16 protein-coding genes are annotated in these 13555 nt (G+C 45.3%); 11 read left to right on the top strand and 5 right to left on the bottom strand.

Annotated elements, in window-relative coordinates; translation table 11 throughout:
* Positions 1–91 precede the first annotated feature (91 nt).
* A complete protein-coding gene (locus tag MAMMFC1_RS08155; protein WP_126308065.1) occupies positions 92–979 on the top strand; it encodes a LysR family transcriptional regulator in 888 nt (295 codons plus the stop codon).
* Positions 980–1137: 158 nt separating this feature from the next.
* Positions 1138–1803 carry a uracil-DNA glycosylase gene (locus tag MAMMFC1_RS08150; RefSeq protein WP_126308063.1) on the top strand — a complete coding sequence of 222 codons (666 nt, stop codon included), beginning with the start codon at positions 1138–1140 and terminating at the stop codon, positions 1801–1803.
* 64 nt (positions 1804–1867) lie between these two features.
* On the opposite strand, the gene MAMMFC1_RS08145 is transcribed toward MAMMFC1_RS08150, so the two are convergent.
* The gene (locus MAMMFC1_RS08145) at positions 1868–2449 is read right to left on the bottom strand and encodes a DJ-1/PfpI family protein (RefSeq protein ID WP_126308061.1); all 582 of its coding nucleotides are present in this window, start codon (positions 2447–2449) and stop codon (positions 1868–1870) included.
* Positions 2450–2962: 513 nt separating this feature from the next.
* Here MAMMFC1_RS08145 and MAMMFC1_RS08140 point away from each other — a divergent pair.
* From MAMMFC1_RS08140 to MAMMFC1_RS08130, 3 genes are read left to right on the top strand one after another with little or no spacing between them, the layout of a single operon-like run.
* On the top strand, positions 2963–4195 hold the full coding sequence (locus MAMMFC1_RS08140) for a site-specific integrase (RefSeq protein WP_126308059.1): 1233 nt from the start codon (positions 2963–2965) through the stop codon (positions 4193–4195).
* Positions 4192–5142: a tyrosine-type recombinase/integrase gene (locus tag MAMMFC1_RS08135; protein WP_126308058.1), complete on the top strand. Its 951-nt coding sequence runs from the start codon at positions 4192–4194 to the stop codon at positions 5140–5142. The genes MAMMFC1_RS08140 and MAMMFC1_RS08135 overlap by 4 nt, the downstream gene beginning before the upstream one ends.
* The gene (locus MAMMFC1_RS08130) at positions 5135–6181 is read left to right on the top strand and encodes a tyrosine-type recombinase/integrase (protein ID WP_126308056.1); all 1047 of its coding nucleotides are present in this window, start codon (positions 5135–5137) and stop codon (positions 6179–6181) included. The genes MAMMFC1_RS08135 and MAMMFC1_RS08130 overlap by 8 nt, the downstream gene beginning before the upstream one ends.
* 355 nt (positions 6182–6536) lie before the next feature.
* On the opposite strand, the gene MAMMFC1_RS08125 is transcribed toward MAMMFC1_RS08130, so the two are convergent.
* The 3 genes from MAMMFC1_RS08125 to MAMMFC1_RS08115 all read right to left on the bottom strand — a co-directional run bounded on the left by MAMMFC1_RS08125 (position 6537) and on the right by MAMMFC1_RS08115 (position 8451).
* A complete protein-coding gene (locus tag MAMMFC1_RS08125; RefSeq protein WP_158618693.1) occupies positions 6537–6944 on the bottom strand; it encodes a reverse transcriptase domain-containing protein in 408 nt (135 codons plus the stop codon).
* Complete coding sequence (locus MAMMFC1_RS08120) at positions 6917–7258, bottom strand: reverse transcriptase family protein (protein ID WP_126308052.1); 342 nt, start codon at positions 7256–7258, stop codon at positions 6917–6919. The genes MAMMFC1_RS08125 and MAMMFC1_RS08120 overlap by 28 nt, the downstream gene beginning before the upstream one ends.
* Before the next feature lie 554 nt (positions 7259–7812).
* On the bottom strand, positions 7813–8451 hold the full coding sequence (locus MAMMFC1_RS08115; protein ID WP_126308050.1) for a TlpA family protein disulfide reductase: 639 nt from the start codon (positions 8449–8451) through the stop codon (positions 7813–7815).
* A gap of 207 nt (positions 8452–8658) precedes the next feature.
* Here MAMMFC1_RS08115 and MAMMFC1_RS08110 point away from each other — a divergent pair, with 207 nt between their 5' ends.
* The 6 genes from MAMMFC1_RS08110 to tnpC all read left to right on the top strand — a co-directional run bounded on the left by MAMMFC1_RS08110 (position 8659) and on the right by tnpC (position 12306).
* The gene (locus tag MAMMFC1_RS08110) at positions 8659–9282 is read left to right on the top strand and encodes a hypothetical protein (RefSeq protein WP_126308048.1); all 624 of its coding nucleotides are present in this window, start codon (positions 8659–8661) and stop codon (positions 9280–9282) included.
* Positions 9200–9604 carry a tetratricopeptide repeat protein gene (locus MAMMFC1_RS22645; protein ID WP_126308045.1) on the top strand — a complete coding sequence of 135 codons (405 nt, stop codon included), beginning with the start codon at positions 9200–9202 and terminating at the stop codon, positions 9602–9604. Before MAMMFC1_RS08110 ends, MAMMFC1_RS22645 begins: the two co-directional genes overlap by 83 nt.
* Positions 9601–9945, top strand: coding sequence for a tetratricopeptide repeat protein (locus MAMMFC1_RS08100; protein ID WP_126308043.1), 345 nt, complete (start codon positions 9601–9603; stop codon positions 9943–9945). Before MAMMFC1_RS22645 ends, MAMMFC1_RS08100 begins: the two co-directional genes overlap by 4 nt.
* Positions 9946–10013: 68 nt before the next feature.
* Complete coding sequence (gene tnpA, locus MAMMFC1_RS08095) at positions 10014–10334, top strand: IS66 family insertion sequence element accessory protein TnpA (protein ID WP_126308041.1); 321 nt, start codon at positions 10014–10016, stop codon at positions 10332–10334.
* Positions 10328–10678 (top strand): IS66 family insertion sequence element accessory protein TnpB, encoded by a 351-nt coding sequence (gene tnpB, locus MAMMFC1_RS08090; RefSeq protein ID WP_126308039.1) that lies wholly within the window; start codon positions 10328–10330, stop codon positions 10676–10678. Before tnpA ends, tnpB begins: the two co-directional genes overlap by 7 nt.
* Before the next feature lie 80 nt (positions 10679–10758).
* On the top strand, positions 10759–12306 hold the full coding sequence (tnpC, locus tag MAMMFC1_RS08085) for an IS66 family transposase (protein ID WP_126308037.1): 1548 nt from the start codon (positions 10759–10761) through the stop codon (positions 12304–12306).
* Between the two features lie 377 nt (positions 12307–12683).
* On the opposite strand, the gene MAMMFC1_RS08080 is transcribed toward tnpC, so the two are convergent.
* Positions 12684–13424 (bottom strand): hypothetical protein, encoded by a 741-nt coding sequence (locus MAMMFC1_RS08080; RefSeq protein WP_126308035.1) that lies wholly within the window; start codon positions 13422–13424, stop codon positions 12684–12686.
* Positions 13425–13555 lie beyond the last annotated feature (131 nt).

Raw genomic sequence — 13555 nt, 5'->3', positions numbered from 1 at the left:
TTTTAAAATTATATTATCATAGTATTATTAATAGGTAAAATTGATAGTAGCGATAAAGTAGTTCACGTAAATCGATGGGTGGTGAATAGCTATGGAATTCCGGCTATTAAAAACTTTCGTTACCATAGCAAAAACTTTAAGCTTCACAAAGGCAGCAGATTCCCTCGGCTACGCCCAGTCCACTGTTACCAGTCAGATCCAGGCGCTGGAAGAAGAGTTAGGTATAATGCTGTTTGAGCGTTTGGGCAAGCAAATAAAGCTGACGAAAGAGGGCGAACACCTCTACACCTATGCCACTCAGATTCTTAAATTATCCGACGAGGCCAAAGACCAGCTTTCCAGTTCGCTAGTCCCCAAAGGCTCACTAACTATTGGAACGGCGGAATCTCTTTGCGTCCACCGTCTGCCGGAAGTTTTTAACATATTCCGCTCCCGTTATCCCGAAGTGGAAATCAATATTCGCTTTGACACCGTCAGTGACTACCGGACGCATCTTCGGAAAAACACCATCGACATTGCCTTCTTTCTTGACGTGCCTTGCAAAGAAAATGATCTTATTACCCATATGCTTTTTGAAGAACCTATGTCCGTAATAGCCGCACCAAATCATCCCTTGGCGAAAAAACAGCAAGTCATCCCCCATGACATAAACGGCGAGCCGCTCGTCCTGACCGCAGAAGGGTGCAGTTATCGACGAATTTTTGAAAGTATTCTCACGCAAGCAGGCGCAAAGCCCTCTTCCATAATGGGAGTCAGCAGTAATGAGGTTATTAAAAAATTCGTCTGTGACGGATGGGGAATCGGGTTTTTGCCACATGTGGTAGTTCAACAGGAACTTATGACCAGTCAATTGATCGAACTACACTGGGCCGGACCGCCTTTTGCTATTAAAGCCCAGCTATTATACCATAAGGACAAATGGCTTTCCCCTGCTCTGAAGGCGTTTATCGGCGTAACCCTGGCGACATTAAAAGAATAAAAGTTTCGCCGGTAGGTGCGTGACACAGCAGCGGCGGAACTTATTTTTTCGCGGATCCGTGATATCAACCGTAAATGGGCAGGAAAAATCCGTTGAACAACGAATAACGTTGGACAACGGATAAAATCATGCTGTAAGCTTGTTATTTGAGGTGGATTATGCCTTTCGCCAATCATCAGGAATTAGAGTCCTGTATGTTAAATTGCACCCTCTGCCATTTACGCCAAGACGCCATCGGCCCGACTTCCTACAACGGTTCGCCGGACAGCCCCCTGGCCATCGTCGGTGAAGGACCGGGCGGAGTGGAGGATGAATACGGTGTGCCGCTGGTAGGCCCTTCCGGCCAGCTGCTGGATAAGGCGCTGGCCAGCGTAGGGATTACCCGTGACCGCGTTTATACCACCAATGTAATAAAATGCCGGCCGAAAAACAATCGGACGCCAACTGTCGAGGAAGGAGTCTTCTGTGCCGGTCACTGGCTGGACGCGGAAATGGCTTTCGTCCGCCCGAAAATCATCATCGCCTTGGGCAGTGTCGCCCTGAAATATTTATACGGGCCGGATAAACGGATAACCAAAGACCGGGGCCAATGGTTCACCACCAAGTATGATATTCCTGCCATTGCCACTTACCACCCCGCCTATCTGCTCCGTTTGACCGGCAAGGAGCTGGTAAAAGCCAAATGGGAAGTGTATTACGACTTGCAAGCAGCAGTTGAAAAGTGCCGGGAGTATGCTCCCGCTTACGACTTCAAGTCAGCCGAGCCGCCGGACTTGCTGGCTTTGTACACCCCCCGGCGCGACAGCCGGAAAGAGGGCCGATGATTAAGGCCTTTTCCTTTTTTAACGTTTCTTTAATTGTCATTAACAAGGATGCGGATTTTTTACTCTAAAAGCCCATTAAGTATTTGATATGACGACAGTTTTCTACCGATGTGAGCATCTCCAACAACTTAAAGGCTACATCCAAGGCGGTTGCTGGCGAGGAAGAAGTTATGATGTTACCATCAACTACTATTGGTTGGTTAACAACATTAACACCAAAAGCAGCTAATTGCTGTTGGCGGTGGCCATTGTTTAGATGATAAGTTGTTCCTTGACGCCCGCATAAAACCCCGCTTTTCCCTAGTGGTAAGGAGCCAACGCAAATTGCAGCAATAATTTTCCCCACCCGGTCAAATTTTCGAATTATAGACAAAAAATCCTCACTATAGGCATCTTCATAAAACCCGGCGGATTCAAATCCTCCCGGAATAGCCAAAGCATCGAACTCAGTTATATTGACTTCCGAGGTCAGTAATTCAGGAATAACGGTTAAATGACCAGTGCAAGTTAATTTCTTGCGAATGCCGCAAGTCACCAATTTGGTTGATCCGTCACCTTCTGTCATATTCCACTCGAACACATCGGTAAAAACACTTGCTTCGTAGGCCTCAAAGCCGTCAGACAATAATAACAAAATTTTTTTCATACACATACCCCCAGTAATATCGGAATGCTATTTTACTTTATATTATCACTAAACCAATATTTGGTAAACTATTATCGCATAAAGCTACCAACCGAAGGATTGAGAATACCCGGAGAAGCTTAATTAGCGTTGCTGCATTACTGCTAGAGCATTTTTTGAATTTTAAGGAAGGGGGGAGGGATCTCAGTTTGCATGTAAATCATAATGAAATATCAAAAAGGAGACGCAGTTGTTCATGCCGAAACGAGGAGTGAAATATTAGGGGTAATTATAATGAGTCAATTACATCAAATGAGGTTCATTGTAGTATAAACAACAGATTATAGTGTCAACGTCGAGTAGAGGCCTATCTCACGACGGCCCCCCTCACAGAACTTATCCCGCAAAATCGTGCATCCCGATTATTGATCTGAAACCCTCATAATAAAGCCCTTCTTCCGTAAAAATATCGGGATAATATTTTTCTTTCAGTATGCTGTATATTGAATTTATCAAATTCAATAGGAGGTTTACATGAAAGATAGTACGATTTTTGGAATCATCCAACAAGCATTAATGATTTTGGAAAAAGAAGTAGGATTAGCCCCATCTTCACTTGAAGTGATTGCATCACGTAGTTTTAAGCCAATCTCTGCTTTCTTCAAGGTAAAGCAAGAAGAATTTTACAGTGAAGACTTGATAAACGAACTTGAGGAACTCTATCGAGAGAACTTGCAGGCCGGAGCGATTTCCCGAAATGTATTCAATCTCCGCACCCGAGGAATCAGGATACTGCGAGAAGTAGGCGAGACGGGCAGATTCGTTTGGAAAGGCCCCGCTTACAAAGATACTTTCGCTTTATCGGAGAACTTTGAGTGCATTATCGCCGGTGTCGCTGATGATAGTCGCTCAGAACTCAGAAACCGTAATAACCAAACCATAGTCAGGCGCTTTCTTCTGTCGCTTACTGGCTTGGGAATCAGCGATATCTCTCAAATTAAGGCAGAGCATGTGCAGATGTTTCTGAGCGATATTTCGCAGACACGCGCAAAAAGCATGGACGATGTTGTCGGATCACTCCGTAAACTGGATCATTATCTCATCAGTTCAGGGGATTCAGGACTTCCGTATGCAGGCTTACTGATGGTGCCGAGAGCAAGAGAGAGAAAAATATATCCGTGCATGCCTCTGGATGACTTGAACTTAGTCATCAGGTCTATTGATCGAAGCACCGCGATAGGGAAACGCGATTATGCCATTTTGCTTTTGGCAGCAAGCAGCGGGATGCGTGCTGGGGACATTGCGAAGATTAAACTGTCGGATATTGACTGGCGTAAAAGCGAGGTCCAAATAATCCAAGGAAAAACCCAGATACCAATTAGCCTTCCACTGCAAAGAGCCGTTGGCGCAGCGTTGGCAGACTATATCCTGAACAGCCGTCCGGAATCGGAATCTCCACAGATATTTTTAAGAAGCCTTGCACCTTTTCAAAGCTTTAAAGATGGCGTTTCAGTAGCGTGCGTCTTGCGCCGACGTATGAAAGCAGCAGGGGTTTCACATAGGCTTGGTGATGGGAAAACGATGCACGGCATCAGAAGGATGCTTGGAACCCAGATGACAATGGAAGGGGTACCCATCACAACGGTCACACAGATACTTGGTCATCAAAACACCGGCGCGACAAGACCATATATTCCTTTGGATATTGAGGGCTTACGCGAATGCGCACTGGGGTTTGACTCTTTTGAGGAGGGCTCCAGACTATGAAAACGCTCAGCGAATATATTGAGGATATGCTCCTCTACAAAGAGTCCATTGGTTATTCCAGACGTTCCTACGAGTACGATTTAGATCGTTTTTGCAGATTCATAGAGTCAAAGCAGTTGAATGTGTCTGAACTCAAGGAAGACGTAGTTCTTAACTGGTGCTCACGGCGGGAAAACGAGTCCAAGACCGGGGCAAGAAGAAGGATTCAATCAATTCGGGAGCTGCTTAAGTACCTATCTGCAATCGGAGTCGATTGTTATGTGATCCCATCAAGTTTTCTCCCCAGGCAAGAGACACGAACCCCGTATATTTTCACAGATAAAGAGATGTTGAGCATTTTCAAGGAATGCGACGGGCTTCCACCTAATCTTTGTTCTCCGCATCGGCATCTGATTCTTCCTGTATTATTGAGATTGATCTATTTCTGCGGCCTACGCCCGAACGAAGGTCGGGAACTGCAGAGCTGCGATATTGATTTCGACAAAGGCATACTGCTAATCCGAAAAAATAAATCCCACAAAGAACGCTATGTCGCCATGTCCGACGATGTATTACAGATGTGCAAGAATTATCAATCAACTGTTGCAGAGATTTTCGCCAACCATATGTACTTTTTTCCATCAACAAACGGCGCGCCATTGAATCGGCGTTGGCTTGCCAGACAGTTTCAAATGATCTGGAGGAAAGCCCGGGGAACTGGCAATGAAGCAAGCGCTGTTACTTATGATCTTAGACATCGCTACGCTACGACAATGATGATGAAATGGCTAGACGAAGGCGCGAACCTTTACGCCAAGCTCCCGTACCTGAGTGCGTACATGGGCCACACCCACTTTTCGGACACGGCATATTACATCCACCTTTTGCCCGAAAGGCTCATTCGTTCAACGGCTATTGACTGGAGCCATTTTTCGGATTTGATCCCGGAGGTGGCCGAAGATGAATGAGAAGAGCACTCGGTTTTTCAAGTTGGTGAGAGACTTTTTGACGGTATATCTCCCCGATCAAAAAGCTGTGAGCGTCAATACAGTTAAATCGTACCGTGAATGCCTTAACCAGTTGTTACGCTACATTTGCGATAGAAATGGGATCAGTCTGGGAAAACTCAACTTTGAGCGCCTTTCCAAGGAGACTGTCGAGAATTATTTAGGGTATCTTGAAAAAGAACGGGATTGCAGTGTTTCCACGCGCAATCATCGGCTCGCATGTATCCGGTCATTCGTTAAATATGCCGGTGCCAGGGATATTGGTGTTCAGGCATACGTCAAAGATTTGTGTACTATCCCTTTAAAGAGGGCAGCAAAGACTACCGTCATTAAATTCTTCAGTGAAGCTGCGTTGAAAACAATACTTGAGCAACCAGATACCAGAAAGAAGAAAGAGTTGCGAAACCTATTCTTTATGATACTGATGTATGATACCGGAGCCCGAAATCAAGAACTGCTGGATCTCAAGCTAAGTGACATTCATTTCGAAGGGAAATCTCCCTACGTTGTCATTACCGGAAAAGGCAGAAAAACGCGTTTGGTGCCGGTAATGCCCAAAACCGTTGATCATTTCAGAAAATATGCTGCAGTTTTTCACCCTGAACACACTTCTGACGATTATCTTTTTTACACTGAGCGTAAAGGGCGCCGATTTGCAATGTCGCCAGACAACACAGAAAGATTCATCAAGAAATACGGTGTTGCTGCTCATAATATGAATCCTGAAGTTCCTGAGTCGCTTCATTGCCATATGTTTCGCCATAGCCGCAGCATGCACTTGTACAGAAGTGGTATGCCAATGGTATTGCTGGCTGAATGGCTCGGGCATGCGCAGATTTCATCGACCTTGATTTATGCGAATGCTGATACGGAAATGAAGAAAGAGGCCATCCAGAAAGTTACTTCAAAGCTGAACCCGCTGGTGTCTGGAGAAACCACATATCTTGAATGGGAAGATGATGAGGAATTAATCCGGCAGCTTTACGGACTGAGTCGCTAAATATTATCCCGATATTATCATGAAAGAAGGGCTTTATATGAGGGTTTGATGCCGATAATCGGGATGCCGCATTTTGCGGGATAACAGAACCGGACTTGCCCTATTCAGGCATCCGGCTCTTCATAGCAGCATTTATTTACATTTAGTCATAGATATTTACGTAGATTCTCGCTTTCGCTAACGGGAATCTCTCCTCGAGTTTTGCAAATCCTTCCCACGTCAGGCTCTTCTTTTGGCTTCTGCGATTAAGTACTTCAAACAACTTATCATCTTGCCGTAGAATGCTTCCGCATCATCCCGGTATTGGAAGAAGCACACAAAGTCGTCACAATACCGGATTAAGTAGGCTTCGCCTCTACATTCCCGCTTTATCTTTACCGTAAACCACAAGTCCAGTACATAGTGCAGGTATACATTCGCCAACGTGGGGGGAGATGACTCCTCCCTGCGGCGTTCCCGCTTCTGTCTCATATTCTACCCCCGCCTCTATAACCCCAGCTTTCAGGAAACGTTGGATCAATCGCAGCAGGTTCGGGTCTTGGATTCGTTCTTGTAGAAATTTCACCATCCACCCGTGATCCACATTGTCAAAGAATCCTTTGATGTCCGCATCCACTACATAGTTGACCTTCTTATTTTCAAGGATCCTGGCAATTTCCTTCAACGCCTCATGGTAGCTTCTTCCTGGTCTGTATCCATAGGAGCAGTCCAGGAATTCCGGTTCGTAGATGACCATCAGGATTTCATTAACGGCTTTTTGCACCAGCTTGTCCTCATAGGCAGGTATTCCTCTAGCGGTCGTTTCTTATTATCCGCTTTTGGAATATAGACTCTCTTTACCGGCTGCGGTTTGTACGCCTGCCGTTTCATTCTTGCCAGCAGTTCCGTAATGTTTTCCTGTAGCTTTTCGTCGTATTCTTCTTTGGTTACAGCGTCTACTCCGACTGCTTTATCTGCCGCTAGAGCGCTGTGGGCCGCTTTCAGACTTTCCTCGTCAATGGCATGAATTAGGGTTTGCAGTTTAACTCTCGGTCTTTGCTTGGCTAACTCGGCTATCCTTGTCAGTTTTGTTCCCAATGGTTTCTCTGCCTCCAGTGCAGTATTGTTTCCCTTTTCAAGGGCGCTACTTTGTTACGTCCTTCCCTACGCAGGCATTACCCTGCTTCCTTGGTATTACTACGTAATCCGACTCCCTGCCGTCTATTTGGCTTCCTCGTTTTCAACTTGTCGGCCATACTCCCTAGAGAGGGCGGCAGGGTCTCCCAAGTTCACACGGAGTACTAATGGGTAGCATGCCAAGATCTTTGACCCCGGGGGGTTGAATATAGCTCGCCCTTATCGCTACATCCAATGTTGTCTTCTGCTGGTTCCACGGCATCGACTAACCCATTTAGGGATTTCGGGGCTCAACATCTTCAGCTACGCTTTCGGCCTACTACCTTTCCTGCCTACGCTTAGACTTGGCGTTACCGCTTCAGTCCCAAGGCTGGATACTGAGTGGTTGGCTATTCCTTCCCAGGCGGGATTCCCACCCGCTATACTCCGTACGCTTCTTGGCGCACAGAACCGTCCCTTATTGTCCCCAATTTCATAGCGAATATCTGCGTTTTTCACGCAAATAGCAGTCTGCGCTACCGTAACGTGTCGAGAATTCGGTCGGTAAGCTCAATTTCACCGCGATAGCGCAAAACGCCCTCTTTGTCAAAAATCAGCACTGCCGGGTAACCATAAGTGTAGTTGAGATATTTGTTCGTCGTCAATACCGGCCTGGTATAGTGGTACATCGCTATCTTTTCATCGATAAACACCTTGCTACAGCCGCCGAAAATCGGATAAACGTTAACCTTGTCGCCCCGCCTTTCAGCCAGGGAATCAAGCATGGGCAACGCCGACTCAAAAGATTCGGGCATCGTTATACTTATGCAAAACCACAGCACCGTCGGCTTACCTGGCTCGATCCGAACCGCCTCGCCAGCCGCACCGCGAAAGTCCTCCACCGATATTTTTTCGCCAACTTTCATCAGCCGCGGCGATTGCCCGGGCTGCTGGCTCGACAGGCACAAGGTCCCCGCCCCACAAAAGAAAAATATTCCTATCAACCCGATTAGCAGTAGTTTTCTTAGCAAGCTCATTACCATGCTCATCGCCATCCTTCGCCAAAATTTATGCGCCAAGCCCAGCACTAGTTCCTGCCGATTCTCTGGCACGTTCTCGTCAGGACAAAGCCGTTCGCCCTTTAGCGTAGAGAGCACTGCGCGACGCTTTTTCATTTTTTAAACGTTTTACACTTCTAGTAATAGTTACAAATTTCCCCCTGATTTAAATGATTCTATGGCTAAATACCGGTACTTATTTATTTCCAAAATTCTGAATGGTTCTTTCCAATTTTGACGAATTAATATTCAGAGGGGCAGCGATGAGGTGGTTGTAGTGTTCATCTCAAATGCTCCAACTGCATAAATAAAGGAGTGACATAAATGATTACCAAGCGAACGGTTATAATTTTATTCCTGTCCGTCACCATTTTTTCCACTGCTAACTGTTCTGCCCAACAAAACGACTACATCATTACCTCACAACCATTTCCCGGCAAGGACGGGTCGATTATTTCGGCGGAGGAACGCGAGCTGATACAAGGATTAGTCCCCTATTTCAACGCAATTAATAATAAAGATTTTCAAAAGGTCAAATCGATACGCTTAAGCCAGCGTAACCTGCCGGAAGAAGAATTACGAGTCAGATATGCAAACGTGAAATTCATTCTAAACGGTGTGGAAGATGTTTCTTATAATAATGGTATGCTGAAAGCCGTGATCATTTATATTGTCGAATTTATAAAACCAGGAACCGCCGAGAAGAATTATAATTGGAACAAATGTGATGTGATATTAATAAGGCAGGAAAATAGCTGGGTAATAGGCAATTGGTTTCCTATTGAAAACATTCTTCCGGCGAATGCCAGATCCATACAGGCAATGTTTGATATGAATACGAAGTTCGTGAAGCGATACGGCGTAGATGATTTGTCAAAATGGAGCGGACTATCCACCCCCTGCGCTGAGAGTCAGCCCTCAACTGCCGAGGCTTCAGCGCGGTACTGATCTGGCTTTTCATCAGCATAATTATACCGCAGCCGTTCAGGCCTACACCAATGCTATTGTCTTGAATCCTCTTTATGTATCAGCATATTTCAATCGCGGCACTACCTATTCACTTTTGAATCAATACGACAAGGCCACTGCCGATTTTGATAACGCTATCACTTTAGACCCCCAGTTTAAACAGGCATATTTCAACCGCGGCAATATGTATGCTGCCTTGGAGCAATACGACAAAGCCATCGCCGACTATACGCAGGCCATTTCCCTTGATTCCCAATTCCAAGATGCGTATTTCAATCGCGGTGATATATATTTGACTTGAAGCAATACGACAAGTCCATCAATGACTTCAATATGGTTATTAGCCTTGATCATCAATACGCACCCGCCTATTATCGGCGCGGCAACATCTACCGTATGCTGAAGCAATACGATAAAGCCATCGCCGAATATGACCAAGCCATTTCCGCTTTCCGCCTGTACATTAAATATGGCAATGATCCAGTATGGATCAAAAGCAAAAGACCGTATCCTCCAGCTTGGCGGCACGCCATGAACATAATAGAACACAAAAAATCCCGTTTTGTCATAGACGACAAAACGGGATTTCGCATCAGGGTGATTTACATGGTTGAGGCGCGCCGGACCCCTGTCCATTTGTAAGCGTCAACCAGTCCCCACGTGGTGCTCACGCACTAGCCCTGAGATAATAATCTCGGGGGGATTGAAAGATGAAAACGAATAATCGGAAAACCTTTACGGACGTCGAGAAAGCAGCCTTGTTAAAATCTTATCATGACAGCGGCAAAACGAAAAAAGCATGGTGCAAAGAAACCGGCGTTGGGCTAAGTACTTTGCATCGCTGGTTACGTCCAGACAAAAGTCCAATAAGTCCTCAACTTCTGCCAAACTGGATTTCTGTAATTTTAACGGCTCCAGTGCCATCAAAAGATCTTGAAATTCATGTTGGCAAGTGCACCATCCCCATTGATCGGCAGACCGATTTGAATTTGCTGGCTGGCGTGCTCAAAGTTCTGGTTGAAGTATGCTGAAGATAGTAGATCAAACGCCGGTATTCTTAGCCTGTGGTGATACCGATATGAGAAAGTCCATTAACGGCCTCAGCGCCATCGTCAAAAATACCTTTCAACTCAATCCTTTTGACAAAGCCTTCTTTGTCTTCTGTAACCGCCAGCGCAATCGGATTAAAATACTGACCTGGGAAGATAATGGCTTCTGGCTGCATTTGAAACGCCTGGAGAGAGGTCATTTTAAATGGCCGGCAGTCGGTGAAACCACTACCATGATCCTTTCGGCCGATGAACTGTGGAATTTAATCCAAAGTCCTGGATTAGAGCAAAAGCTGCGTCGCACACAGGTGTTGGCAGGTCGATAAAGCCGCGTAATTCCTGGCTTTACACCTCGTTTTCTGGTATAATGAAAGAGACAGAACTGGACGGGAAATGAGGATTCTTTTTGAAAACACAAGCACAGTTAGAAGCAGAAAATGCGCAATTAAAAGCGCGCGTTCAAGAGCTGGAAGTATTAAATAAATGGTATGAGGAACAACTGAGACTGAATCGCCAAAAGCAGTTTGGTTCCTCGTCCGAAAAAAGCCAACGCGATGATTTAGCCCAACTGAATTTGTTTAACGAGGCGGAAGCGGAGCGCCAGCCGTTTATGGCGGAGCCGGATACGCAAACCATCAGTAATCAGCGCCAGAAAGGCAAACGCGGCGAATCAATCAAACACTTGCCGGTAGAAGTCATCGAATATACACTGCCTGAGACGGACCAAGCTTGTCCTCAGTGCGGCCAAGAGCTGCATGTCATGAGCAAGGAAGTTCGCAAAGAATTGACGATCATTCCCGCCAAAGTGAAGGTGATTGAGCACGTAAGCTATGTCTATAGCTGCCGCAATTGTGAAAAAACCAATATTGAGACGCCCGTTATCACCGCCGCAGCGCCCAAGGCGCTGCTACCCAAAAGCCTGGTGTCTGCTGAGTTTTTGGCCTATATTATGAGCCAAAAGTTTATCAATGCGATGCCGCTGTATCGCCAGGAGCAAGAATTCAAGCGATTAGGCGTTGTACTTTCCCGCCAAAACTTATCCAATTGGGTTATCAAAGGCGCGGGACTATTGGATCCTCTTTTAGCCATACTGAAGCAAGAGCTGCTCGCCCGGCCAGTGCTACACGCCGATGAGACCACGCTAGAAGTGTTGTGTGAACCGGGCAGGCCAGCGCAAGCCGATTCCTACATGTGGGTATATCGGACTTCTGGCGATACGAATCGCCCGATTGTGCTCTACGACTATCGTGAGGGGCGCAGCGGACAATTTGCCAAGGACTATCTGGCGGGCTTTACGGGCTATCTCCACACCGATGGTTGGAATGGCTATCACAAGGTCGAAGATGCGGGAGTTACCTTATGCGGTTGCTGGGCCCATGCGCGGAGAAAATTCAAGGAAGCGTTGGTTGGCGCAGGCACCAAGCAGGCCGATAGTCCGGAAGGTATAGGTTTTGCCTACTGCAATCAACTGTTTGCAGTCGAAAAAAAGGCAGAGCAAATGACTCCGGAAGATCGGCATGAGCTAAGGCAAAAAGAAAGCAAACTTATTGTTGAAGCTTTTTATCGATGGGTAGAAGCCTGCTGGGCCAATACCTTGCCGCAAAGTTTATTGGGCAAGGCGCTTACGTATGTCCAAAATCAGCAGAAATATTTGCTGGCCTTTTTGGCCGATGGCCGTATTGAACTATCGAACAACCGAGCGGAACGGTCGATCAAGCCTTTTGTCATCGGTCGCAAAAACTGGTTGTTCTGCAATACCCCTGGCGGAGCAAAATCCTCTGCCGCTATATACAGCCTGATTCAAACAGCCATGGAGAACAGTCTCAATCCGCAGGCTTATTTGGAATATGTCTTTAAGCAGATTCAGCAGCAAAACGATATCGATGTTGGAAAACTGCTTCCTTGGGCTAAAGAAATTCCCGAAAGCTGCAAGATGCTGATTAATGGATCATAGTCTCACCCGCGCGCATCACCTGGTACTTTGCTTTAGCGTACATCAGGTGATTTTTCATTTCCAGGTGGTGCTGCGTTGACGCTTACGTCCATTTTACTAGGTTGTCATTTTTCCAAGGTACCAAGATTACCGCTCAACGCGGCTGATTTCACAAATGGTACCTTAGAAAATATGCCACCAATGTCGTGTTGTTAAAAAACTGTTTACAAGCTTAACCTCTTTTTCCCCCACCATACTCCCACAAGCAGAGAGAAACAGTGTGTTACATGGTTTTCGGCTTTTCCATGTTTTACATGGCGGAGGCAAACCGCGACCTTGCAAATCCACCTTTTTCGTTGTTAATTAAGATCAGGTTACAATATCGGATATAACGGTTATCAAATACATCGACACAAATTCATAGCATCGCTATTAAAATAATTCCGTCCACCAATATCGTGATATATCTTATAATTATCCACCTTAATACGATATTCTTCATACTTCCAAACATTATCCTTGTCGCATCGTTTGACTGCTTTATAACTATATCTCTTAATTTCTTCCATTCTCGCTTCATCGGCTAACAACTTTTCATATTTGTCATTCTGAATGAACACATAAAAGTATATTTCCCACGCGCTTAAATACGCGCATTCTGGGAATAAGTTTCCTATCGGTTCATGAATGTCTTTCCATGCTTTCGTAACGGCAGTAGCTTTCATGGTTTTCACTATGTCTTTTAAAATAAACTGAATTCGCGTATTCATAGTAATCCCCTGCAAATTACATTTCTTTAATACCTCATAAAACGCCAAAATATATTCATGTTTTGGATTATCAATTCGGTATTGGACATTGGAGTCAGGGTTTTCCATGTAAATATAAAAATTCAAAAATTCTGAGTCATTTCGCGGACGCTCAAGTTTACAATTATAAATAATTTTGTTGCACAATCCTTTAACGCAAGCAATATAAGCATTAACAAACTCATAGCGAAAGTCCTCTTTACTATACCTAGATACTGCGAAATCATAGTCGAGACTTTCCATAACAGATGGCTCCGGTTCTCGTGGTTTTCTATTATATAAATCTAAACCAGAGTCTATTTTTCCTTTAAAAAAGTTGTTTATATTCACAAACACACCCCTTAAAGAACGATTATTATTGTCATAACCCCATCAGGGACTTTCTGGCTGATATATTGTCTACGTATTGTCTACAGGACGGTTCTCACGACAGTATTACACCAAAGTATTATCGTCAAAAA

The sequence above is a fragment of the Methylomusa anaerophila genome, from assembly GCF_003966895.1.
Lineage (GTDB): Bacteria > Bacillota > Negativicutes > Sporomusales > Sporomusaceae > Methylomusa > Methylomusa anaerophila.
The sequence above is the reverse complement of the archived record's forward strand: the minus strand, read 5'-3'. Positions and strand labels throughout refer to the sequence as shown.